The organism is Marinobacterium stanieri (genome assembly GCF_900155945.1).
Taxonomy (GTDB): Bacteria; Pseudomonadota; Gammaproteobacteria; order Pseudomonadales; family Balneatricaceae; genus Marinobacterium; species Marinobacterium stanieri.
On sequence record NZ_FTMN01000001.1, the window covers coordinates 916598 to 939822 of the forward strand.

Annotated in this window: 21 protein-coding genes; 2 read left to right on the plus strand and 19 right to left on the minus strand. The window is 59.3% G+C overall.

Going from position 1 to position 23225, the window contains the following annotated elements:
- Positions 1-4 precede the first annotated feature (4 nt).
- Positions 5-523 (minus strand): DUF2271 domain-containing protein, encoded by a 519-nt coding sequence (locus BW956_RS04205; RefSeq protein WP_076461073.1) that lies wholly within the window; start codon positions 521-523, stop codon positions 5-7.
- A 41-nt stretch (positions 524-564) separates the two neighbouring features.
- Positions 565-1230, minus strand: a complete 666-nt coding sequence (locus tag BW956_RS04210; RefSeq protein ID WP_217695088.1) for a PepSY-associated TM helix domain-containing protein — start codon at positions 1228-1230, stop codon at positions 565-567.
- A gap of 355 nt (positions 1231-1585) precedes the next feature.
- Here BW956_RS04210 and BW956_RS04215 point away from each other — a divergent pair, with 355 nt between their 5' ends.
- Together BW956_RS04215 and BW956_RS04220 are read left to right on the plus strand one after the other, a co-directional pair.
- On the plus strand, positions 1586-3865 hold the full coding sequence (locus tag BW956_RS04215) for a TonB-dependent receptor domain-containing protein (RefSeq protein ID WP_076461075.1): 2280 nt from the start codon (positions 1586-1588) through the stop codon (positions 3863-3865).
- Positions 3866-4277: 412 nt separating this feature from the next.
- Positions 4278-5168: a type 2 periplasmic-binding domain-containing protein gene (locus BW956_RS04220; protein ID WP_076461077.1), complete on the plus strand. Its 891-nt coding sequence runs from the start codon at positions 4278-4280 to the stop codon at positions 5166-5168.
- Positions 5169-5173: 5 nt separating this feature from the next.
- On the opposite strand, the gene BW956_RS04225 is transcribed toward BW956_RS04220, so the two are convergent.
- From BW956_RS04225 to thpR, 17 genes are all read right to left on the minus strand, one after another.
- Positions 5174-5686 carry a GNAT family N-acetyltransferase gene (locus BW956_RS04225; protein ID WP_076461079.1) on the minus strand — a complete coding sequence of 171 codons (513 nt, stop codon included), beginning with the start codon at positions 5684-5686 and terminating at the stop codon, positions 5174-5176.
- Positions 5683-7062, minus strand: coding sequence for a sodium-dependent transporter (locus BW956_RS04230; RefSeq protein WP_076461081.1), 1380 nt, complete (start codon positions 7060-7062; stop codon positions 5683-5685). The genes BW956_RS04225 and BW956_RS04230 overlap by 4 nt, the downstream gene beginning before the upstream one ends.
- Positions 7063-7133: 71 nt before the next feature.
- A complete protein-coding gene (locus BW956_RS04235; protein WP_076461082.1) occupies positions 7134-8345 on the minus strand; it encodes a tetratricopeptide repeat protein in 1212 nt (403 codons plus the stop codon).
- A 5-nt stretch (positions 8346-8350) separates the two neighbouring features.
- Positions 8351-9022: an energy transducer TonB gene (locus BW956_RS04240; protein WP_076461084.1), complete on the minus strand. Its 672-nt coding sequence runs from the start codon at positions 9020-9022 to the stop codon at positions 8351-8353.
- Positions 9022-9435 carry an ExbD/TolR family protein gene (locus tag BW956_RS04245; protein WP_076461086.1) on the minus strand — a complete coding sequence of 138 codons (414 nt, stop codon included), beginning with the start codon at positions 9433-9435 and terminating at the stop codon, positions 9022-9024. The genes BW956_RS04240 and BW956_RS04245 overlap by 1 nt, the downstream gene beginning before the upstream one ends.
- A complete protein-coding gene (locus BW956_RS04250) occupies positions 9432-9929 on the minus strand; it encodes a MotA/TolQ/ExbB proton channel family protein (RefSeq protein WP_175611961.1) in 498 nt (165 codons plus the stop codon). Before BW956_RS04250 ends, BW956_RS04245 begins: the two co-directional genes overlap by 4 nt.
- Positions 9919-11265 carry a MotA/TolQ/ExbB proton channel family protein gene (locus tag BW956_RS04255; protein WP_076461090.1) on the minus strand — a complete coding sequence of 449 codons (1347 nt, stop codon included), beginning with the start codon at positions 11263-11265 and terminating at the stop codon, positions 9919-9921. Before BW956_RS04255 ends, BW956_RS04250 begins: the two co-directional genes overlap by 11 nt.
- Positions 11262-12029: a DUF3450 domain-containing protein gene (locus BW956_RS04260; protein ID WP_083702921.1), complete on the minus strand. Its 768-nt coding sequence runs from the start codon at positions 12027-12029 to the stop codon at positions 11262-11264. Before BW956_RS04260 ends, BW956_RS04255 begins: the two co-directional genes overlap by 4 nt.
- 116 nt (positions 12030-12145) lie before the next feature.
- On the minus strand, positions 12146-13972 hold the full coding sequence (locus BW956_RS04265; protein WP_076461092.1) for an ABC transporter ATP-binding protein: 1827 nt from the start codon (positions 13970-13972) through the stop codon (positions 12146-12148).
- 21 nt (positions 13973-13993) lie between these two features.
- Positions 13994-15955 carry a Fe(3+)-hydroxamate ABC transporter permease FhuB gene (gene fhuB / locus BW956_RS04270; protein WP_076461094.1) on the minus strand — a complete coding sequence of 654 codons (1962 nt, stop codon included), beginning with the start codon at positions 15953-15955 and terminating at the stop codon, positions 13994-13996.
- Positions 15952-16869: an ABC transporter substrate-binding protein gene (locus BW956_RS04275; protein WP_076461096.1), complete on the minus strand. Its 918-nt coding sequence runs from the start codon at positions 16867-16869 to the stop codon at positions 15952-15954. Before BW956_RS04275 ends, fhuB begins: the two co-directional genes overlap by 4 nt.
- A 23-nt stretch (positions 16870-16892) precedes the next feature.
- Entirely contained in the window at positions 16893-17660 is a 768-nt protein-coding gene (locus BW956_RS04280) for an ABC transporter ATP-binding protein (protein WP_076461098.1), read from the minus strand.
- The gene (locus BW956_RS04285; protein WP_083702922.1) at positions 17644-18426 is read right to left on the minus strand and encodes a siderophore ferric iron reductase; all 783 of its coding nucleotides are present in this window, start codon (positions 18424-18426) and stop codon (positions 17644-17646) included. Before BW956_RS04285 ends, BW956_RS04280 begins: the two co-directional genes overlap by 17 nt.
- A 159-nt stretch (positions 18427-18585) precedes the next feature.
- The gene (locus BW956_RS04290) at positions 18586-20094 is read right to left on the minus strand and encodes a fumarate hydratase (RefSeq protein ID WP_076461102.1); all 1509 of its coding nucleotides are present in this window, start codon (positions 20092-20094) and stop codon (positions 18586-18588) included.
- A gap of 134 nt (positions 20095-20228) precedes the next feature.
- Complete coding sequence (locus tag BW956_RS04295; protein ID WP_076461104.1) at positions 20229-21131, minus strand: prenyltransferase; 903 nt, start codon at positions 21129-21131, stop codon at positions 20229-20231.
- A 112-nt stretch (positions 21132-21243) separates the two neighbouring features.
- A complete protein-coding gene (trhP, locus tag BW956_RS04300; RefSeq protein ID WP_076461106.1) occupies positions 21244-22605 on the minus strand; it encodes a prephenate-dependent tRNA uridine(34) hydroxylase TrhP in 1362 nt (453 codons plus the stop codon).
- A gap of 45 nt (positions 22606-22650) precedes the next feature.
- Positions 22651-23205, minus strand: a complete 555-nt coding sequence (gene thpR, locus BW956_RS04305; protein ID WP_076461108.1) for an RNA 2',3'-cyclic phosphodiesterase — start codon at positions 23203-23205, stop codon at positions 22651-22653.
- Between the last annotated feature and the right edge of the window lie 20 nt (positions 23206-23225).

Here is a 23225-nt window from a genome sequence, read left to right on the forward strand (position 1 = left end):
GGATTCAGGGAGTCAGTTCCAGCGCGACACGACCCAGCTCGTGCTCACCCTGCTGTGTCTGTTTTTGCGCCGCTTCTGCAGGCCACTGGAAAGGCAGGCGCAGGAGTTCGCGCCCGCCCAGCTCGCGTGCCGCTTCCACCACCAGGCGGTACTCGCCGGCAGGCAGATCAGCCAGTTTGGGGTCATCCGCGGCAAACACCATTTCATGGGCACCCGCCGGGCGGGTTGCACTGGAAATGCCATCCACGGGCATCTCCAGCTGGCGACCACTGCGACGCCACCAGAGGCGCAAATCCTTGAGCCATTTGGTGCCTTCGTTATCGCGCATTTCCAGGTCGTACCAGACCGCCAGATCCTGCTGGTGACGCCCCTTGGCATTCTCAATCCACACCGCCACATAAGGGCGGTGATACTCCGCGATATCAATGGATGGCACCTCGATCTGAACCTTGAGCTCAGCCGCCATCGCCTGATTTGCCGCGACTGACAGCAGCGCCGCTGCTGTCACCTGTTTCCATTGCATACTCACTCCTTACCCGGACGGTTGAACATTGCGCCGCCCCGTTAATGCACCACCAGTAGCGCCAGCAATACCGGCAACAGCACTCCCAGTCCGGTTACCGGCCAGACCGACGCGCGTTCACGCGCATGCAGCCAAAGCACGGCCAGACCGGTCAAACTGAAGACCAGACACACCAGCGCAAAAAAATCGATGAACAGACTCCAGGCCTGGCCGGCATCACGCCCCTTGTGCAGATCATTGAGATAGGCGATCCAGCCACGGTCGGTGGATTCGTACAGCAGGTCGCCGGTTTCCAGATCCACACTGAGCCAGGCATCCCCGCCCGGGCGTGGCAGCGACAGATACACCTCAAACTCAGACCATTCGGGCTCACGGGCCGGCAGGCTCAAGTCATATTCGGATTGCAGCCAGTTGTGCAGCTCGGCAGGCAGTTCGGATTCATCAGCAGCGGCCTGCTGTAAAGGTGCCAGAAGCGCTTCAGGCAACACTGCTTCAACGGTCACAACCTCTTTTGAGGCCGGTATCTGCCCCGCATGGTTGAGGGTGAAACCGGTTACCGCGAACAGCAGCATGCCAAAGAGCGCAAACGCCGAGCTGATCCAGTGCCAGGTCATCAACCGGCGCATCCAGACGGCACGCTTCTGGCCCTGAGCGGATGCCTTATTCACGTCACTTGCCTGCTCGCTCTGTCCCTGTATGTCCTGCATCTCGCCTTAGGTCCTGCCCCTGGAAAAGCGCACGAGAATAGAACAATTCTCACTTACACTCAATTAATGATAATGATTCGCAGTGATAATTTATGTAAAGTACTGGCCACAGACGGCGCTTCCAGAACCCGGCAAGCCCATCAACCACCTCGCCTTAGGGCTTTTCAGCTCCTTCACAGCCGTTGGGTAAAAGCCTGCATCAGGCCCAAACAAACGAAACCCTAACTTAAGATTAATACAAATGATAATAATTATTAATATTGATTTAATCTTAACAAATCTTTAACCTTGCCTGCGATTTCAGGTGCGCTACCCCATAGCGGCTCAACAAATACAAAGGAAAAGGAACTGAATTGTGAGGATCTCTCCCCAGCGCGTCGCGACATTTGCACTGACCAGTGCCATCGCTGCCACTCATGCACAGGCCAATACCGCCGTTGAACAGGACACTGTGGTTGTCAGCGCCGCCGGTATCGAGCAGAAGTTGATTGATGCGCCCGCTTCAATCACCGTGATCAGCCAGGAAGAGATTAACAAGAAACCTTACCTCACACTGCTGGACGCAGTACGTGAAGTGGAAGGCGTAGATGTAGGTGAAACCACGGACAAAACCGGTCAGGGCGGCATCAGCATCCGAGGCATGGGCGCCGACTACACCCTGATCCTGATCGACGGTAAGCGCCAGAACAATATCGGTGACATCTACCCGAACAACTTTGGCGGCAACCAGTTCAACCATATTCCGCCCAAGGAGATGATTGAGCGTATCGAGATCATCCGTGGCCCGGCCTCTACCCTCTACGGCGCCGATGCGCTGGGTGGCGTGATCAACATCATCACCAAGAAAGTGGGCAATGAGTGGCATGGCTCCGTTTCCCACAGCCGTACCATCGAATCCAATGACGATTTCGGTAACGACCAGACCACCGACTTTGCCATCAGTGGCCCCATGGTTGAAGGCGTGCTGGGCCTGAATGTGCGCGGCAGCCTCTATGAGCGTGACGCTTCAACGCCAAGCTTTGATGACATTACCGACCCCAACGGTGACCTGGTGCCCCGCTCGCTCGGTTACGGCTCAGGCGGCAAGACTGTGGATAACGAAAACCGCAACCTGGGTATGCGTCTGGACTTCAAACCGGCGGACAACCAGCTGCTGATGTTCGATATCGAAACCTCACAGCAGGAGTACGACAACGTACCGGTAGACGGCTCCAACCCACTGGGTACCACCGACAGCATTAACCGCCTGCCCCGTGCCGGCTATGCGCTGGAGCAGGAATTCAACCGCGATCAGATGTCTCTGACCCACGAGGGCACCTGGGGCTTTGGCCACAGCACCATCAGCCTGCATCACATCGAAACCAGTAACGATGGCCGTACCCTGCCTCTGACCGCTACCGAGCGTCTGCTGTATGAAGAGATGGTTGCCAACGGTGCCAGCGATGACGAAATCGAAGCCACCTTCCTGCCGCGCCAGAACCGCGTGCTGGAAACCCGCCAAACCACACTGGATGTGAAGTTCGACAGCCAGGTAGGTGATCACTGGCTGGTATACGGTGGTCAGTACGTGGATGCCGAAATGGAAGACGGCAGCTTCGGCATGAACGGCAGCGGTTTTGCCTCCGGCAGCGTGCAGGAGCACGAGCAATGGTCCCTGTTCGCCGAGGACAACTGGTCCATCACCAACAGCCTGACCCTCACCGGCGGCCTGCGCTATGACGACCACAACATCTTCGGTGGCCATGTCAGCCCCCGTGCCTACGCCAACTGGGCCGTTTCCCCTGCCTGGACCCTGAAAGGTGGCGTCAGCACCGGTTACAAGGCGCCTCAGGCCAGCGACCTCTATGATGGCATTACCGGCTTTGGTGGCCAGGGCACACGTCCTTTCCACGGCACCCCGGACCTGGAGCCGGAAACCAGCGTAAACAGTGAACTGGCGGTGTACTACAGCCACCCCGATGGCCATAACTTCAACGCCACCCTGTTCTCCAACAAGTTCAAGGACAAGATTGAGCGCGGCAACGGTATCTACCACTGCGATGATCCGGCGGCGGGCAGCAACTGTGCCGATCTGGCGTCTGAATGGAATGAGGTGCTGGGCGACGGTTATCAGTTCAGCCAGCTGGTTAACATCGACAGTGCCCAGATCGATGGTCTGGAGCTGGCCGGTAAGCTGCAGCTGACCCCGACCCTTTACCTGCGTGCCAACTACACCTATACCGATGCCCGCATCACCAGCGGCGCCAACAAGGGCGACCCGCTGAGTGGCACCGCCAAGCATATGGCCAACGCAACGCTGAACTGGCAGGCAACGCCCAAGTTCAATACCTACCTGACAGCGGAAATGCGTTCCAAGCGCTTCACCAGCAGCCCGCGCGGCTGGAACAGTGATGTGGAATACCCGGAGTACTACAAGGACTACACCGTCTACCATCTGGGGGCCAGCTACGAAGTTACCCCGAACTTCAGACTGAATGCCCGCATCAACAACCTGCTGGATGAAGACTTCACCAGCTACAAGACGGTGTTCACCACCGAAGACGGTGGCGCCAGCTGGGATCCGAACTACATCGACGATTACAACGTCAAAGCCAAGTCCCGCAACTACTGGTTGTCTGCGACTTACAGCTTCTGATCCCCTACTTCCTACAAGGCACCTTCGGGTGCCTTTTTTGTGTCTGAACCGCGCTGTTAGTCCTCGGTCTGGCGTGCCTTGAGGCCATGCTTGCGCAACCGCCGTCGGCCCTGCTGCCGCAGGCATCGGAATTGAACCATCAACTTCGGACAGATCACACTGAGTCAAACGACCGGAATATCTTCCGGATTCTCATACAAGGCAGGAATCATCACCGGCATCACATTCAGGCGGAAATACAGATCCAGTCGAAACTGTTATGCCTTTTCCCGGAAATTGCTGTCCGAAGCAGCAAAAACGCATCTTCAGGCTATGCTTAGTGCTATGCCATGAATGTTACCAGGCTGCGCCACTTACTGATCTCAGGCGGCAGTCTCAAGGCATGGTCTGATGAACTGGATAGGCATCTCACATGCGACAGCTGTTTATGGCATTCGCGCTACTGCTTACGTGTATGCTCGCTCGGCCTGTGCTGGCCCAGGAGCCGATCACGGTTGTGCGCTATGCAATCGATAACCCCGATTTTACCAAGCGCTACGACTACCCACTGGCACTACTGGAGATGGCGCTGGAGGCATCAGTACCTGCCTATGGCCCCTACCGCATCGAGCGCGCCAGCTTTCTGGCAAGCCAACAGCGTCTACGAAATCTGGTGGAAGAAGGCGAGCATCTGGATATCACTTTTGGCATGTCCCGACCGGAAATCGAATCCAGAATGCGGGTGGTGCCTTTCCCGCTGATGAAAGGTCTGCTGGGGTACAGAGTCATGCTGACACGGCCGGACCTGAGATCTCAGCTGGAAAACGTGCACAACCTGGCCGACCTGAGCCGCTTTGTTGCCGTTCAAGGCGATCAGTGGACAGATACACGCATTCTGCAGGCCAACGGGTTACCGGTGGAAACCTCTTCAGACTATCCAGGCATGTTTCGGATGCTGCAGGCAGGCCGGGTCGATTACTTTCCGCGCAGCATTGCCGAGGTCTGGGCAGAGCTTGAAGAACCCCTTGCCAAGGGGCTGACCCTCAATCAAAAGGTCGTGCTGCGTTATCCGGGCCCCTTCTATTTCTTCGTATCCCGCAACAACCCCGAACTGGCCGAACGCCTCCATGCCGGCCTGATGACACTGCATCACTCCGGCCAATTCGAAGCCTTTTTCCGCTCCCGCATGGAAACCCGAAATGCCTTGGCTTTCCTGGAGACTCAGGAGTACAGGCTGCTGGACCTGGCCACGCCCTTCGACCTGCCTTCTCTGGAGCAAATACCCGATTCGCTGTGGCTGTCACCAGAGCATATGGAACAGTGACACGTTCATTCGGCTTCGATTAAAGGCCGCCCCAGTATGGTTAAGCCAAAGCGCTGACCATCCATTTTTGCGATGCCGGGCAACTGCCCCCAGATGGTGAAACCGGCCTTTTCAAACAGGCGCAAACTGGGCGTATTGTGCGAGAAGATATAGGCAGTCAGGTGCGTGATGCCCAATGTCTCGGCCTGCGCCAACACATGCGCCAGCAACCGACGCCCCAAGCCTTTGCCCTGTGCATCCGGGTGCAGGTAGAGGCTTACCTCGACCGTCTGCTCGTAGGCAGGACGGCCGTAGAACGGCTCCACACTGACCCAGCCTGCTACGCCGCCATCAACCTCAGCGACCCATATCGGCCGCTGTTCGGTATGACGCTCAAACCATTCCCGTCGCTGTTCCACACTGACCGGCTCAGTGTCAGCAGTGGCCAGACGGCCGGGAATGGAGGCATTGTAGATATCCACAATGGCAGGCAGATCCGCGGCCTGTGCCCGACGAATTTCAAGCACTTCAGCCGTCATAGTTTGATCACACCGATGGCCTGCAGGAAGATCACCATAATCACCACCGGCACCAGGAAGCGGATCAGCACCAGCCAGAGACGATAGGCTGCACTGTCGCCGTCCAGCTCTTCAGCGGTGGCTTCCGGTTTCATCACCCAGGCGGTAAACAGTGCCATCAGCAGGCCGCCCAGCGGCAACATCCAGCCCGAGATCAGATAATCCAGCGACTCGAAGAAGGTCTTGCCTGCCAGTGTCCAGTCGGCACCAATATTGAACGAAAACACGGTGCCCAGACTCAGCAACCAGATACCACTGCCGCCCAGTACACTCGCCTTGAAACGAGACATCAGGCGTTTTTCCGTAAGCCAGGCGATGGCCGGCTCAATCAGCGAAAACGCCGACGTCAAAGCCGCGACCGAGAGCATCAGGAAGAACAAAGTGCCAAAAAGCGTACCCAGCGGCATCTGGCCAAAGGCGATGGGCAGGGTGACAAAGATCAGACCAGGGCCGCCACCGGGCTCCAGACCATAGGCAAAGACGATGGGGAAGATCGCCAGACCCGCCAGCAAGGCGGCGGCCGTATCCAGAATGGCCACCAGAATGGATGTACGGGCGATGGAGACCTGAGGCGACAGGTAGGAGCCATAGATCATCATGGCGCCACCACCAATGCTCAGGGTGAAAAAGGCGTGGCCCAGCGCTATCAGCACACCCGAGGCGGTGAGCTTTTCGAAGTCGGGCTTGAACATGAACTCGACCGCTTCGCCAAAATGCCCCGTGGTGCTGGCATAGCCCACCAGAATCAGCAGGAACACAAACAGCAACGGCATCAACAGGTTGGCGGCCTTTTCCAGACCCTTGCGGACACCACGCCCGACAATGCCCAAGGTCAGCAGCAGTACCAGTGTACTCCAGCCGATCAGCGGCAGCGGCTGCTGCAGGTGGCCATCAAACATCTGGCCCACCTCTTGTGGCTGCAGGCCGACAAAGGTACCGGTGGCGGTAATCGGAATATAGGCCAGCGCCCAGCCGGCCACGACCACATAGAAACTGAGCAGCAGGAAACCGGTGACCACGCCCAGGCGGCCCACGTTTTTCCACGCCGGTTTGGCACCGGCCTCACGGGCCAGACTGGCCATGGAGTTGACCGGGTTCTGTTGCCCGCGCCGACCGATCAATACTTCGGCCATCAACATGGGCACGCCCAGCAAGGCAATACAGAACAGGTAAACAAGTACAAAGGCACCGCCGCCGTTTTCACCGGCGACGTAGGGAAACTTCCAAATGTTGCCCAGGCCAACAGCTGCACCTGCAGCTGCGAGAATAAAGGAGATGCGGGTCGACCACTGCTGCGCAGGGGCGCGCGAGGTCGAGGCATTGGCTGAATTACTCATGATTTACACCTGGTTGAACAGGCGCCTATCCTGCCATATTCAGGCCGTTTTTGCTGCCCTTGAACCCGGCCTTAACTGCTCCCTTTCAACTGGTCCAGATAGTTGAGCCAGTTTTGTGCCTGCGCACGGGTCGACTCATGCTGGCTGGCTTTAACAAAGCTTGAACGTGCCTGGTCAAAGTGGGAACGGTTCAGGTCGGCAATGCCACTGAGCAGATACAGATCCACCGCGTCCGGCTTCAATGCGACCGCCTGATCGATACTGCGTTTCATCTCATCCCAGTGCTGCAGCTGCATGTCCAGATAGGCCAGCTGACGCCAGGTCTTGTACTCCGGCTTGCGCTGAGCAATACGCTCTAGGGTGGCACGCCCCTGGTTGTAGAGCTTGGCGTGCAACTGGGTCTGCGCCAGCAGGCGTTCATGCTTGAGGGTTCGCTTGATCTGCTGCCGGCTCATCGACTCTTCCAGCAGTTCGGCGGCCCGTTGCGGCAGCCCCTGCTGCATCAGCATCTGCGCCAGCCAGATATACTGGCTCTCCTTGTTGAACTTGCCGCCAATCCAGGCTGCTCTCAGCGTCGCCAATGCATCGCGGTGGTGATCACGAATCTGATACACACTGGCCAGCTGCTCCCAGTAGCGGTCACGCTGTGGATAACGGTTTACCAGCAGCTCCAGTACCGCGGTTGCCCCCTTCCACTGCTTGAGCTGAAAATGTGCCGCCAACTGCAAGCGGTACCAGTCTTCCGGTGCCCGGCCTTTCATGCGAATGGCCGCTTTAACCGGCTTGACCACGCGGGACCACTGATCCAGTTGGGAATAGCCCTGCGCCAGCATCAGGTAGTCTTCGGCACGCACCTTTTCGTTGGCCGCTCCCTGTGTACGCACCTGCTCCATCCAGCGCGCCATGGCATCCACACCCTTGCGCCACTGCTCTTCATTCATGTGCAGCTGCGCCAGGGTATGCAACAGGCGACGCTGATCTGTCGCAGGCAGCGACTTGAGCTCATAGGCCTGGGCGAAGTATTTGAGGGCCGTCGCATGCTGCTGTCTGACCAGTGCCAGATTGCCGCGGAACTGCAGTACATAAGCTCTGGCCGGCTTGCCCAGATCTTCCTGCATCAGCGCCTTGAGCACCTGTTCGGCCTGTGGATAGTTTTCCTCGGCCATAGCCTGCTGCGCCGCATTCAGCTGCATCAGCACACCCGGCGGCAAGGTCAGCGTTTCAGCGGATACGGCTGTGCTGAACACAAGCCACAGGACCAGTCCTCGCATGATCGACTTCATTGTCATTACTCCAGCTTGAATTCCAGCCGCTGACGGGTGCGGAAGGGCACTGCTGCGCCATTCTCGGTCAGCGGGTTAAAGCGCCAGCGCATCAAGGCGCGCTCCACGGCCCGGTCAAACATGCCCGGCGGGTCGGCTTCGACAATTTTGAAAGAGTCGGGAATCACCCGCCCCTGGGTATCCACGGTAAATTCAGCCACCACATATCCCTGGATGCGCCGGGTCAGCGCACGCCTTGGATATTGGGGATTCATGCGCGAAACCGGCGTGGCATTGGCGTGCATTTTTATGCCCGGCGAAGGCACCGGGGCCGGGGATGGCGCAGGCGCCACCGCCGAGACCGAGGAGAGATCAACCGACGCGTTGATCTGCATGCCAATCTCCAGCGCCGGCGTTTGCATGTTCAGCGCCACCGAAGGCGTGTTGATATTCACCGGCTGAGACATGTCCGGTGGAGTTGGTGCCGGTGGTTGCTCAGGCTGCAGCTCCGGGGGCGGCAGCGCTTCACGTTCACGCACCCGCACATCCGAATCCAGCTTGAGCCGGTGCAGGTTGACCGAGGTATAGTCCTGCGTCTCGGGCGGTTCAGACCGCCCCACCCCGGCCAAATGTGCCATCAGCAAAAACAGCAGCAGACTGACCAGCAGCGATGCCGGCAGAAACAGCACGGCGCGCATCAGCCTGCTCCTTCACGCGTGGCCACGGCCACCTGTTCCACACCGGACATTTTTACCTGGTCCATCACTTCGACCAGCAGACCCGTCTTGGCCTCCTTGTCCGCCTGAATCATCACGCCCAGATCCGGCTGCTCCACCTTGAGCCGCTCCAGCGTGGGCCGGATCATGCGTACATCCACCGGCTGACGGTCCAGCCAGACTTCATCGGTGGCGGTAATCGCCAGCATCACGCCCTGGTTCTCCTTCACCTCGGCGGTGGATGAAACGGGACGTTCGATCTCGACACCGGCTTCGCGCACAAAGCTGGTGGAGACAATAAAGAAGATCAGCATGATGAACACAATGTCGAGCATCGGTGTCATGTCGATCTCGGCATCATTTTCCAATGTGTCCAGATTGAGTCTTTGCCTCATCCTCTGGCTCCCGTGATATCCAATCGTGTACGTTGCAGCTGGCTCCAGCGGGCCAGACGATTCCAGATCAACAGCCCGCTGACCGCCATGACCATGCCTGCCAGCGTCGGCAGGGTGGCACGGGCGACACCGGCCGCCATCAAGCGCGGGTTACCGGTGCCGTTCAGGGCCAGGGTGTCGAACAGGTGAATCATGCCGGTGACCGTACCCAGCAGGCCGATCAGCGGGCAGAGTGCGATCAGCGTGCGAATCAGGGGCAGTGCCGACTGCAGGTCCAGCAGCAAATCGGCTCTGCTTAGACGACGATGCCCTCCGGCCGGCAGGTCACGGTAACGGCGAATGCGGCGCGGGAAGTCGACCCAGCGAAACCAGAGTCGCTCCAGCAGCAGCATCCACAGCACCAGGCTGACCAGCAACAGCGCCCAAAGCACCGGCCCTCCGGCATTGAAGAAGCCGGTCAGGGCCGCTTCAAACTGGGCCAGATCAGGCAGCATGACGGGCCTCTTCCGCATCACTGAGCTGTTCGCGCTGCAGCGCCAGCAGTGCCAGGCCCTTCTGTTGCAGCAGCTGCAGCAGACGGCGGCTGCGTGCTGCCAGCAGGCTATGACAGAACAACAACGGAATGGCGACGCAAAGCCCCAGCACGGTGGTCATCAGTGCCTGGGAAATACCACCGGCCATCAGCTTGGGATCGCCGGTGCCGAACAGGGTGATGCTCTGGAAGGTGCCGATCATGCCGGTCACTGTACCCAACAGACCCAGCAACGGAGCCACGGCCGCCACCAGTTTAAGCAGGGTCAGGCCCCGCTCCAGCAGCGGCGCTTCCTTGAGCAGGGCTTCATCCACACGCAGTTCGGTTTCGTCGGTGGTGCGCCCGGCACGACCCGCTGCCAGCACACGGCCCAGCGGGTTGGTGGCTTTGGCATCATCCGCATTGCGCAGCTGGGCGCGCACGCTGAATTCCATTTTCAGGGTGGTCAGCAGTTTCCACAGCGCAACCAGCAGACCGATCCCCCCCAGGCTCAGGATGATGTAACCGACCAGCCCCCCCTGGGCGATACGTTCTTTCAGATTCGGCGTCTGCGCCAACAGTGCCAGCAGGTTGCCGCGGCTGGGGTCGACCACCAGACTGTCGCTCTGACCAGCAGCAAACTCACGCGCCTGGCTTACCACCGCGTTTGAGGGCTGGACCGGCAACACCTGCAGGCTGCCATCCACATAGTTGAGATACTGCCCCTCGGTGGTCAACGCCGTGAAAGGTCCTACGCGTACTACCTCGGACTCGGCGCGTACACCATCCGCCTGTACCACCGGCGCCTGGAAGCGTGTGACCTGACCGGTCGCGGTCATCTCCTGCTGCAGCAGGAACCACAGCCCTTCCAGCTCGGCGAGGGTCGGAATACGTTTCTTATCGGCAAAGGCCAGCAATTCAGAACGATCGGCAAACTCAGCCGAGATCAGGGAGTCGTCCACCAGCCCATGCAATTCCTGAGCTTGCTGTTTGACGACACCGAACACCTCACCCAGCTGCCCACTGCGCACGCGCAGGGCTTCACCCTGTTCGGTCAGGGCATCCTCGTTGCTCTGAAATTCGCTTTTGAGCGCTTCCTGACGCGCTTCGGCGGCAGCCAGACGCGCCTGGGCTTCCTGCAACAGGGCTTCCTGACGGGCATGATCAGAGCGAAATTCGGCCAGACGGGCCGCATCGACCTGCTCATCAGAGGCGGCCTGAGAGCGAACCTGTTGCAGCAACTCCTGCAGCTCGTTGGCCTGCACCGGCAGCCCCACAACAACCAGCGCCAGTGTCAGTGTACGTAGCAGCGCCTTCATGATGCACCTCCGGTCAGGGCAACCGGCAGTTCAAGCAGCTCCGGTACCGATTGTTGACGTGCCATGTTGATGCCTTTGCGAATTGGCCAGTCATAGTCCGCGGCCAGGCTTTCCCAACGGCGCGCATTTGCATTCCAGCGCCCGCTCTGTTCGCCATCCAGGCTCTGGTAGTACAGGCCTACTCGGCCCAGACGCAGGAAGGTCACCTCACGACGATTGCCATCCTGCTGCAGCGAGCCGGTCCAGGCTTCCAGCGTGCGGCCATACTCGGCTTCGATCTGATAAGCCTCCAGGATCTGGCGATATTTCTCCGCCAGGCTGACATCGGCACGGTCCATCAGGCGTGCCAAGCGGGCCACGCGTTGTTCTCGCTCCTCCACCAGGAACGGCAGGTCGCGGCTGACAAATTCACCCAGCATCTGCTGCATGCGCACCAGCAACGGTAAGGTTGCCTGCTCGGTCTCGGCCAAAGAGGTGAGCTGAGACTCGATACCATCCAGTTCACGGGTTTGATCTTCGATCATCCGCGCCAACTGGCGGTTATAGGCTTCCACCAACTCGGCCTGACGCAGGGCAGCGGTGTAAACGTCGTAGTTCTCGCGGGTTTGCTGATCCAGCTGGTCGATATTGCGCTGTACCTGCGCACCCTGCTTGTGCGCCTGTTCCAGTGCTTGCTGATTCTGTTCCAGCGTATTGGCAAAGGCCGCTACGGGGATGAGCAGCGGCACAGCGAGCCTGGCCACTTTGAAGGGTATCCGGTCCATGAATGATCCGTTAGACTAAGCATAATGATAACGATTTGCATTATTCATCATATAACGAACACATGCAAACCCAATGATCAGATCAGGAGACGGCCCCCGGAGGTGCCACTTCAGAATTATTCGCCCAGAAAACCGCCACTCTGGTGCTGCCACAGACTGGCATAACGTCCGCCCTTTGCCAGCAATTCCTTGTGACTACCCTGCTCCACGACCTGCCCCTGGTCCATTACGATGAGACGGTCCATGGCGGCGATGGTGGACAGGCGGTGCGCGATGGCAATTACGGTTTTACCCTCCATCAGCACCGAAAGGTTTTCCTGAATGGCGACTTCCGATTCAGAATCCAGCGCCGACGTTGCTTCATCCAGCACCAGAATGGGCGCATTTTTCAGCAGCACCCGGGCAATGGCGATGCGCTGACGCTGGCCTCCGGAAAGTTTGACACCGCGCTCGCCCACCTGGGCGTCATAGCCCTTGTGGCCTGCGGCATCGTGCAAACCGGGGATAAATGCATCCGCATGCGCCATGCGTGCGGCGGTCCGCATCTCGTCATCGCTGGCATCAGGGCGCCCATACAAAAGGTTTTCCCGTATTGAGCGGTGCAGCAACGAGGTGTCCTGACTGACCACACCAATGGCCGCTCGGAGACTTTCCTGAGTGACATCGGCAACCGACTGACCGTCGATGCGGATCTCCCCCCGATCCAGATCGTACAGCCGCAACAGCAGACTGATCAGGGTCGATTTGCCGGCCCCGGAACTGCCCACGATGCCGACCTTTTCACCGGCCCGGATCTGCAGCGACAGGCCTTCAATCACCAACCGGTCTGGGTCATAGCCGAAGTCGATGGCGTTGAAATCAATCGTGCCCTGCTTCACTTCCAGCGCAGTCGCATCCGGCTTATCCACAAGCGCCTGGGGCCGCGCCAGCATGCCCTGACCATCCTGCACCGTACCGATATTGCGGAACAGGTTGGCGATTTCCCACATGATGAACTGCGACAGGCTCTTCAGGCGCAGCGTCAGTGAAACCGCAATGGTAATGGCCCCGGCGGTCACACTGCCCTCCTGCCACAACAGTATCGACAGTGCCGCGGTGGCAAAGATAAGCAGGGCATTGAGCAGCCACAGAGTGATATTCAAACCGGTAATACGGCGCATCAGTGGATACACCGCATCGAGAAAACCCTGCATGCTGCGGCGGGCATACTCATGCTCACGCTCGGAGTGGGCAAACAGCTTGAGGGTGTGGAAGTTGGTATAGCTGTCCACAATGCGGCCGGTCATCTCGGACTGGGCATCGGCCTGCAGACTGGCATGATGTTTCAGTTTGGGTACCTGCACACACAGCAGAAACAGGTAGCACAGTGCCCACACACCCAACGGCAGGGACAAGCGCCAGTCGGCCGACATGATCAATACCGCCATGCCCGACAGATAGACCACCACGTAGAGCAGCACATCCAACAGCTTCATTACCGTTTCACGCAGGGACTCCGAAGTCTGCATTACCTTGGTGGCCAGGCGCCCGGCAAACTCGTTCTGATAGAAGTTATGGCTTTGTCCCAGCAGGTAACGGTGTGCATGCCAGCGGATCGCCGCACTCATATTGACGAACAGGGACTGGTGAAACAGCATCGAGTGCGCCACCACCGCCAGCGGCATCACCACCAGCACCAGCAGTGTCATGCCCCAGAGCTTCAGACCTTCCTGCTCGAACAGCGCTTCAGGCTCGCGACTGCTGAGCCAGTCAACCAGGTTGCCCAGAAAGCCGAACAATGCCACTTCGATCAAGGCCACAATCAGGGTCATAACCCCCAGCATCAACAGCGCCTTTTCATAGCCTCGGCAATAGAAGCGGAAGAACGCCAGCGCGCCGGTGGGCGGCTGTTCGGCCGGGCGGTCAGGCAACGGCTGGGTCAGCCGCTCAAAGAAGGTAAACATGCAGATCAATCTCCGAGACAATCAGGTCAGGCGACGTTTGGCCAACAGCCAGATGAAATAGCTGCCGCCGACAATGGAGGCCAGCAGGCCTGCGGGTATCTGTTGCGGCCAGATCACCACCCGCCCCAGCCAGTCCGCCAGCAGCATTAGCGACATGCCAAGGCCGGCAGCAATCAGCAATTGAGGCACGGCACGGCGCGCACCGAGCATATTGGCCATATGGGGTGCCAGCAGGCCGACAAAAGCGATAGGCCCCAGCATGGAGGTGATCAGCGCCGTGATCAGCGCGACCAGCAACAACAGCAGAATGCGTGAGCGCGACTTGTCCAGCCCGCGCCCGGCGGCAAAGCCATCACCGATGGCAATCAGGGTCAGGGCACGGCGGGACATCACCGCCAGCAGAACACCCGCCAGGGTACCCGCCGCCAACAACAGGGATTGGGATGCTGAAATGCGGTAGGTAGAACCGGCCAGCCAGCCCAGAATGGCAGTGGTGTCTTCGGTACCGCGTGCCAGAGAGAACTGCACCACGGCATCCAGCAGCGCAGCCAGTGAGATACCGGTCAGCGCCATAATGCCCGGGGAATAGTCGTGCCGCCGGCCCAGCAGTAACAGCACCAGCAACACCGCCAGACTGCCGCACAGTGCAACGACTGGCCCGGCTTCACGGATGGAACCGCCGAACAGCATCACACTGACCACCAGCGCCAGCGTCGCACCAGCAGACAGCCCCAAAATATCCGGGCTGGCCAAAGGGTTGCGAATCAGGCGTTGCAGTACCACACCGGCCACGGCCAGCCCGGCCCCGGCACTTGCCGCCGCCAGCACACGGGGCCAGCGGAAAGACAGAATGAGCTCATCCGGCCAGCTCAGCAGCCAGCCCTGGGCACCGGGCGACAGCATGAGTGACAGTACTGCGAGTACCAGCACAGACAGCACCAGCACCAGTGCCGTCATGGGATGCAAGCGCTGGCGCCCTTCCGGCAGCTGGCGGCTCATTTCCCCGCCACTCCCCAGCCGGCTGCGTGCCAGCCAGATCAGGGCCGGAGCGCCGATCAGCGCCGCCGCAGCACCACTGGGCACCAGATCCGTGGACCACTGGCTGAACAACAGCGCCAAAGCATCGGTCGCCAACAGCAAAAACGCGCCCAGCAACAGGCTGAATCCCATCTCGTCGCGGGCAGTCTTACTGCCCAGCATCCGCGCCAGATTCGGTGTCAGCAGGCCGATAAAGCCGATCAGGCCGACCGCCGTGATGCTGATTGCGGTCAGCCATAGTGAGCACAGCATGAGCACCAGCATCACCGGCAACAAACTCATGCCACGCCCCTGGGCCGCGCTATCGCCCAAGCGCAGGAGCATCAGCGGGCGTGCTGCCAGCACCAGCAACAGCGGCACCAGCCAGAGGCGCGGCAGCAGCCATTCCACCCAGCTCCAGTCGGTCTGTGCCAGATCACCGGCACCCCAGATAAACAGATTACGGGCATACTGATCATTCAGAAGCACCAGCCCGCCAGCAATGGCCCCCAACAACAGATTAACGGCCATGCCGGCCAGCACCACCGGCAGGCCACGCAAGCCGTTGCGCCCGGCGATGAGCATCACCAGCACCACGGCCAGCATGGCACCGGCGATGGCCGCCCAGCTGCCCCAGACTGCCGCCAGCGTGGGGGATACCAGGGTAATCACCACCAGCCCCAGCCAGGCACCCGAAGCAGCCCCCAGCGTCATGGGCGACACCAGAGGGTTTTGCAGCAGCTGTTGCAGGATACTGCCGGTCATCCCCATGACTGCACCAACCAGCAAGGCCATTACGGCGCGGGGCACGGACGAAAACCAGTATTTGTAGTCAGCAAAATCCGCTGGCACCGTGCCGGTCAGCAGCGACCATTGCGCTGCTGTGGATAACTCGGTTTCGATCTGCAGGTGCAGCCCCAGCATGACCAGCAGCAGGCACAGCACCACGCCATAGCGTTGGATCAAGGCGCAATCTCCAGCAGCGAGCGGGTCAGCGCCTCGGCCATCAGCTCAATCGACGCTGCGCCACCATAACTCCACACCGGTTCCACGGCAGCAATGCGGTCGTTCTGTACAAAGGGCATGAACTGCCACAACGGCATGCTGAACAGCTGGTCACGCTTGGGGAAGGGTTCGATGTAGAGCAACACGCCCTCGCCCACGGCTGCCAGATCGGTCACCTTCTTGTGTGTCATGCCCCACTGGGTCGAAGGCTGTGGCATGGCCTGCTTCAGGCCCAGCCCCTGCATGGCTGCCGCAACGCTGGAGTTGGCGCCATATACCAGGGTATGCGCCGTATCGCCGAGGCGCACCACCGTTACCTTGGGAAGAGAAGTGCCAAAATGCGCCCGCAACTGCTCCGCCAGCTCATCCATGCGCTGCTGACGGCGATCCAGTATCGCCTCTGCTTCAGCTTCGCGGCCCAGCACCCGTGCCAATGTCTGGAACGAGCGATCAATCGCTGCCAGGTTATCGTGATCGGCACGGTAGTTATCGAAATAAAGCACCGGCGCGATGGGCGCCAGCTTGTCGATCAGACCACCCTGCTGGGAACCGATCAAAATCAGATCCGGTTTCAGGCTGGCCATCACCTCCAGGCTGGGCTCGTCACGCCGTCCGACATCAACCACAGGCTCGGGAATGGCGGGCTTGACCACCCAGTCGTTGTAGCCACGAATGTCGGCCACACCCACAGGCGTTACACCCAGCGCCAGCAACTCTTCGGTCACCGCCCAGTTCAGGGCAACCACCCGCTGCGGCACCCTTTCAAACCGCTGGGTGCCCCGGCTGTCTTCCACTTCGACAGCGGCCAGTGCCTGAGCGGCAAACAGACTCAACATAAGCCCCATCAGGGCACTACAGATACGCTTGGCAAACATGGTGAGTTCTCGAACGGCAGGTTTCAGGCAACGACAGCCACCGGCGCATCCCGCTCGGGATGGGCACAGAGGCGGATATCAATATCGTAAAGATCAGACAGGGTGCTCTCTGACATCAGTTCGGCCGGGGAGCCATCAAACACGGGCCGTCCCTGCTTCAGCGCCAGAATGCGATCGGCATAGCGCATGGCCAGGTTGATGTCGTGCAGAATCACCACCACGCCACGACCGGTGTCACGATTAAGGCGGTGCAGCAGGGACATCAGCTCATACTGATGCGACAGATCCAGTGCCGAGGTTGGCTCGTCCAGCAACAGCAGAGGCGATTGCTGGGCCAACAACATCGCTACCCAGGCACGCTGACGTTCGCCACCGGATAGCAGATCCGTGAGCTGGTCGGCGTACTGGAGCACATCGGTTTGCGCCATCGCCTCCTCCACCAACCGATGATCCTGCCCACTCCAGCGCGACAGCAGGCCACGCCAGGGGTAACGCCCCTGCAGCACCAGCTCTCGCACATCCATACCGGCAACAGCCGGCAACTGCTGTGGCAAAAAGGCGATTTCGCGGGCCAGCTCTCGCTGGGAATAGGTTGCCAACGGACGCTCATTGAGCCTCAGCTCCCCCCAATCAGGGAGCAACTGGCGCGCCAGCAGCTTCATCAATGTGGATTTGCCTGACCCGTTGTGACCGAGAATGACGGTCACCTCATTGGTCGCCAGGCGCAGGTGATCCACCGACAGAATATCGCGTCCCTGACGGTGAACACCCAGATTATTCAGCTCCAGCATCCGGGCTCCATTCCTCCTGTAAGCGTTTGATACGTATCGAGACGGGCTGACGCGGGCAGGTTTTACACAGCTCTGCCCCCTCGAGTCGGTAATGCTGGCAGCAGCCCTTGCGATCCAGCGCCAGATCAGATCCACCCTGAGGCAGCTCAAAGGCGGTCAGTGCACTGGCACCTTCCAGCCCCGCCGCTTCCAGCCACTCCTGAGCCAGTCGATAAATCGCGGCGTGACTGCGTTCCGCCAACAGGGGGCGCATGCGCAGCAGTGTGGCCAGGATACGGTCAGCCAGCAGGCGCCTGGCCAGTACCGGATTCATTCGGATCACCGGGTTTAACTGGGCCAACAGCTGGTCACAGGCGTCGCGCAGATGCGCACCGGCTTGAGCACGGGACGGGGCTTTAGGGCGCAATACGCCTTCGCCCAACATCATCCCCATAACAAAAGGTCCCTGGGGTTTCTGCCCCAGGCAGCTCAGATCCGCCCGGCACTGCAGTATCTCGGTAGCTGCCAACACCAGCAGCACAGGCTGCCAGGTGAGCAATCCCCAGCTGCGGGCACTCCAGTAATGGCGGCCGGCTTCAGGATGCTGGTGCTGCAAGGCCAACACCAGCGTCTGAATCAGATCGCCATTATCGGCACCCACGCGCAGCCAGGCGGCATCCGGTTCACCTTCCACCAGCTCCAGCCCCGGCAACAGGTCGGCACAGAGCCGAATCAGCGCTTTGCTGGGCGCTTCCGTCAAGGGTTGGGCTATCCGTGCAGGCTCCACAGTCTCTCCCGGGCGAGTTCATCGAATCGCACAGGATAGTAACAATTAAAATAAATGACAATGATTTGCATTATTCAGGATGATTAGCTCCTTATGCCCAGACACAAAAAAACCCGCCGTAGCGGGTTTTTTCAGAGGGTTCGACTCAGAAGTTCAGAATCAAACCGCCTTGTGCGCGATGATATCTTTCCACTTGGCCGGGCCAGTGGTGTGGACAGATTCACCGGAAGTATCAACAGCAACTGTTACCGGCATGTCTTTCACTTCAAACTCGTAGATCGCTTCCATGCCCATTTCCGGGAATGCCAGCACCTTGGAGTCGGTGATCGCCTTGGATACCAGGTACGCGGCGCCGCCAACGGCCATCAGGTAAACCGCCTGGTTGTCCTTGATCGCTTCGATCGCAACCGGACCGCGCTCGGATTTACCGATCATGCCCAGCAGGCCTGTGCTTTCCAGGATCTGACGGGTGAACTTGTCCATACGGGTAGATGTGGTCGGGCCAGCCGGACCAACGACTTCGTCACGGACCGGATCAACCGGACCCACGTAGTAGATGAAGCGGCCTTTCAGGTCTACCGGCAGCTCTTCACCGTTGTTCAGCATTTCCACCATTTTTTTGTGGGCAGCGTCACGACCGGTCAGCATCTTGCCGTTGAGCAGGATGGTTTCGCCGACTTTCCACTCTTTCACCGCTTCCGGCGTAATCTCGTCCAGATTCACACGACGGGTGTTGGCACCGACCTCGAAAGTCACTTCCGGCCAGTCATCCAGGCTCGGCGGCGTCAGTACAGCCGGACCGTTACCGTTCAGGGTGAAGTGGGTGTGACGGGTTGCGGCACAGTTCGGGATCATGCACACCGGCAGAGAGGCCGCGTGTGTCGGGTAATCCATGATCTTCACGTCCAGGATGGTGGTCAGACCACCCAGACCCTGAGCACCGATACCCAGGGCATTAACCGCATCCATGATCTCCAGACGCAGCTCTTCGACACGGTTCTGCGGGCCACGCTCGCGCAGTTCGTGGATGTCGATCGGGTCCATCAGAGACTCTTTTGCCATTACGGCTGCCTTCTCGGCGGTACCGCCGATACCGATACCCAGCATGCCCGGCGGACACCAGCCGGCACCCATGGTCGGTACGGTTTTGACGATCCAGTCGACAATGCTGTCGGACGGGTTGAGCATCGCCATCTTGGACTTGTTCTCGGAACCACCGCCTTTGGCAGCAACATGGACTTCCACTTCGTCGCCTTCAACGATTTCGTAGTGGATCACCGCCGGGGTGTTGTCCTTGGTGTTCTGACGCTTGCCAGCCGGATCAGCCAGGATAGAGGCGCGCAGTACGTTATCCGGGTGCATGTAGGCGCGACGTACGCCTTCGTTGACCATGTCGGTCACGGACATTTTGGCGTCCCACTGGACGTTCATGCCGACTTTCAGGAATACGGTAACGATACCGGTGTCCTGACAGATCGGACGCTGACCTTCGGCACACATGCGGGAGTTGATCAGGATCTGCGCCATGGCGTCCTTCGCCGCCGGGTTTTCCTCTTTCAGATAGGCTTCGTGCACACCCTGCACGAAGTCGATCGGGTGGTAGTAGGAAATGAACTGCAGCGCATCAGCAACGCTGCTGATGAAATCATCCTGGCGAATAACGCTCATTGACGACTCTCCAATCTGGCTTGGTTTTGGTTCATTGCGGTCGGACTCTTTCTAGATGAAGAGATCCAATCACTGGCAGAATCTGGGGCGGTATTATACATCAATTTGGCGCCAGGATTTCTCGGGTATTGGTATTAGACCCAGAACCCCCAGGGATTGAGCAGTGCAACACAGAAAAGCCCGCCGAATCCCAGCAACAGGCGTGCGGTTGCCGGTGTCAGTGGGCGCCGCTGGTCCGGGGCCGCACGCAGTAAACGCACCGGCTTGAATACCAGCAGCAGGCTGGGCAGCAACCAGAGCGCACCGGGCAGCAGCCCCAGCGCCAGCAGTGCAACAGCCATCAGGTAGGCACTGGCCAGCAGAATCAGGTAGAGCCGAACAGACGCGGCATAGCCGATACGTACCGTCAGCGTATACAGGCCGTCCTGGTGATCACTTTCATAGTCTCGCAGCTCGTTGCTCAACAGCAGCAGGGATACCAGCAGACTGACCGGCACCGTCTGCAACAACAAACCGGTATTCAACTGCGCCCCCATCGCCAGAGCGCTGCCGGCAATCATCAGCACACCCATCAGCCAGAACACCAGCACCACGCCCAGCCCACGGCTTTTGTAGTTCACCGGACTCAGGGTGTAGCCCAGCGCGCCGACCAGCCCCAGCACGCAGAGCAGCAAAAACCCCATGCCCTGCTCAACCACAAAATGGAAGCCGATAACCGCCGCCAGCAGGAAGCAGAGCATGCCGCAGCGGAAGTTGTAACGAATGGCATTGATCAGCCCCTCCTGCCCCGGTTGCTGACGCAGCAGGCGGATATCGGCGTGATCATTGATCAGATTGACGCCCGCCTGCAGCAACACGCCGCCGACCAACACCAGTACCGCGGATACCAGGTCGATAGGCTGCTGCAGGGCCGCCAGCAGAATTCCGATCAGGCAGGTCACCAGGGCCACTGGAAACGAAAACGGGCGCAATGCGCGGATAAATGTGTATTTCCCTAGTGCCTGATCCGCCTTCTGTGCTGTTTTCACCACATCCATTCAACTTCACTCCCCAAGACGAATCCGCTTGCCTGGCGCTGGGCCAACGCCACTTACCCTGTACTCTACATAAAAAAGGGAGCCTCTGGCTCCCTTGCATATCGCTTTGCGCTTAGCCTCGCTCAGGCGCGTTGGGCAGGTCACGCATCAGCAGCGCATATGTCATATCGGTATCAAAATCCACCGGAATGCTGACACGGTGGCCAGAACCCGGTGCCACTTCGGTGGGCTGACCTTTCTTGTTCAGCATCTCCTGCAGCTTGAAGCGCTTGTTGCCGGCCGGTGTCATCAGCTCAAGCGTGTCGCCCAGCTCAAAGCGGTTCTTCACATCGATCTCGATAAAGCCCTTGGCCGCATCGTGCCCGATGATTTCACCGACAAACTGCTGATGTACGCCCACGGAGCTGCCGGTTTCGTAGTTCTGATACTCGTCATGCACATGACGGCGATAGAAACCTTCGGTGTAGCCGCGGTTGGCCAGGTTCTCCAGCGTATCCATCAGGTTCATGTCGAACGGCTTGCCGGCAACGGCATCGTCAATCGCCTGGCGATAGGCCTGGGCAGTGCGCGCCACATAGTAGTGTGACTTGGTACGTCCTTCGATTTTCAGGGAATCCACACCCATTTCGGCCAGCTTATGTACATGCTGGATGGCGCGCAGATCCTTGGAGTTCATGATGTAGGTACCGTGCTCATCCTCGAATGCAGGCATGAACTCGCCGGGACGGGTTTCTTCCTGCAGCAGGAAGATCTTGTCGCTCGGCTGACCTTCACCCAGTGCCGGCTGCTCGCCGCCTGTGGCCTCGGCCGGGTCAAACGACTGCACAGGCACCACATCGCCGGACTCATCTTCCTGCGCTTCATGGGCGTCATACTTCCAGCGGCAGGCATTGGTGCAGGTACCCTGGTTGGGGTCACGATGGTTGATATAACCGGACAGCAGGCAACGGCCGGAGTAAGCGATACACAGAGAACCGTGCACGAACACTTCCAGCTCGATTTCCGGGCACTGCTGTCGGATCTCGGCCACCTCATCCAGCGACAACTCGCGGGACAGGATGATGCGCTCGATACCGGCACGGTGCCAGAACTTCACCGAGGCCCAGTTCATGGTATTGGACTGTACCGACAGGTGGATCGGCAGATCCGGGTACTTGTCCTTCACCATCATGATCAGACCGGGGTCAGACATGATCAGGGCATCCGGTCCCATGGCGATCACCGGGTCCAGATCCTTCATGTAGGTCTTGAGCTTGGAGTTGTGCGGCAGGATGTTGCTGGCCACAAAGAATTTCTTGCCCAGTTCGTGGGCGATGCGAATGCCCTCGGCCAGGTTATCGTGGGTAAAGTCGTTGTTGCGCACGCGCAGGCTGTAGCGCGGCTGGCCCGCATAGACCGCATCCGCACCATAGGCGAATGCATATTTCATGTTTTTCAGTGTCCCGGCCGGGGACAGCAATTCAGGTGTTCGCATAGGATCAGTCGTCTTTAGAGTTCAGCAGCCGGACACAGGTCTGAGTCAGGCGGACAGGGACACGTCAAACAGTGGCGTATAGATGGAGCCACGCTCCCCGGGACGACTCTGGTACAGCACCACCGAATCTGCCGGTGTGGTTAAACCGGGTTCGGGCCAGCTGTCTGGCACCTCAAAGCGGTTCTGTGCCGGTAACCGAGCCAGTGTCACATGGGGTTTGAAATCGCGCTCATCATACCGAACTCCGGCTTTTTTGGCGATATTAACCATATGCTGATGAAGGGTATCCAGCGACTCATGCTGGCTGGGCAAGGCCGCCAACACCGACAGGCGGGGGTTGGCGCGGTAATAGCCCAGACAATCCAGCGGCACCATGAAGGCCGGCTGCTGCTTCAGTTCTTCCCGAGCCAGCTGTTCCAGCTCCGACACCTGTTCCAGGCTGACATCTCCCAGAAAGCAGAGGGTCAGGTGATAGTTGCTGGAATCGACCCAGTGCGCATCCAGGCCACGATCGAACTCGCACAGGGTATCGGCACAGTCCGACAGCGGCCGGGAAATTCGCTCGGGAATCGGCAGGGCAAAAAAGGTTCTTATCTTCATAGCGGTACAGCGGCCAAAGC

Excerpts from the sequence above, each read along its gene's own strand:
- BW956_RS04275 (WP_076461096.1), bottom strand. The coding sequence starts at position 16,869 with ATGTTTGCCAAGCGTATCTGTAGTGCCCTGATGGGGCTTATGTTGAGT.
- BW956_RS04210 (WP_217695088.1), bottom strand. The coding sequence starts at position 1,230 with ATGCAGGACATACAGGGACAGAGCGAGCAGGCAAGTGACGTGAATAAG.
- BW956_RS04245 (WP_076461086.1), bottom strand. The coding sequence starts at position 9,435 with ATGAGGCAAAGACTCAATCTGGACACATTGGAAAATGATGCCGAGATC.
- BW956_RS04225 (WP_076461079.1), bottom strand. The coding sequence starts at position 5,686 with ATGACGGCTGAAGTGCTTGAAATTCGTCGGGCACAGGCCGCGGATCTG.
- thpR (WP_076461108.1), bottom strand. The coding sequence starts at position 23,205 with ATGAAGATAAGAACCTTTTTTGCCCTGCCGATTCCCGAGCGAATTTCC.
- BW956_RS04240 (WP_076461084.1), bottom strand. The coding sequence starts at position 9,022 with ATGCGCGCCGTGCTGTTTCTGCCGGCATCGCTGCTGGTCAGTCTGCTG.
- BW956_RS04290 (WP_076461102.1), bottom strand. The coding sequence starts at position 20,094 with ATGAGCGTTATTCGCCAGGATGATTTCATCAGCAGCGTTGCTGATGCG.
- BW956_RS04255 (WP_076461090.1), bottom strand. The coding sequence starts at position 11,265 with ATGAAGGCGCTGCTACGTACACTGACACTGGCGCTGGTTGTTGTGGGG.
- BW956_RS04230 (WP_076461081.1), bottom strand. The coding sequence starts at position 7,062 with ATGAGTAATTCAGCCAATGCCTCGACCTCGCGCGCCCCTGCGCAGCAG.
- BW956_RS04260 (WP_083702921.1), bottom strand. The coding sequence starts at position 12,029 with ATGGACCGGATACCCTTCAAAGTGGCCAGGCTCGCTGTGCCGCTGCTC.
- BW956_RS04235 (WP_076461082.1), bottom strand. The coding sequence starts at position 8,345 with ATGAAGTCGATCATGCGAGGACTGGTCCTGTGGCTTGTGTTCAGCACA.
- trhP (WP_076461106.1), bottom strand. The coding sequence starts at position 22,605 with ATGCGAACACCTGAATTGCTGTCCCCGGCCGGGACACTGAAAAACATG.
- BW956_RS04250 (WP_175611961.1), bottom strand. The coding sequence starts at position 9,929 with ATGCTGCCTGATCTGGCCCAGTTTGAAGCGGCCCTGACCGGCTTCTTC.
- BW956_RS04295 (WP_076461104.1), bottom strand. The coding sequence starts at position 21,131 with ATGGATGTGGTGAAAACAGCACAGAAGGCGGATCAGGCACTAGGGAAA.
- BW956_RS04220 (WP_076461077.1), top strand. The coding sequence starts at position 4,278 with ATGCGACAGCTGTTTATGGCATTCGCGCTACTGCTTACGTGTATGCTC.
- BW956_RS04280 (WP_076461098.1), bottom strand. The coding sequence starts at position 17,660 with ATGCTGGAGCTGAATAATCTGGGTGTTCACCGTCAGGGACGCGATATT.
- BW956_RS04265 (WP_076461092.1), bottom strand. The coding sequence starts at position 13,972 with ATGTTTACCTTCTTTGAGCGGCTGACCCAGCCGTTGCCTGACCGCCCG.
- BW956_RS04205 (WP_076461073.1), bottom strand. The coding sequence starts at position 523 with ATGCAATGGAAACAGGTGACAGCAGCGGCGCTGCTGTCAGTCGCGGCA.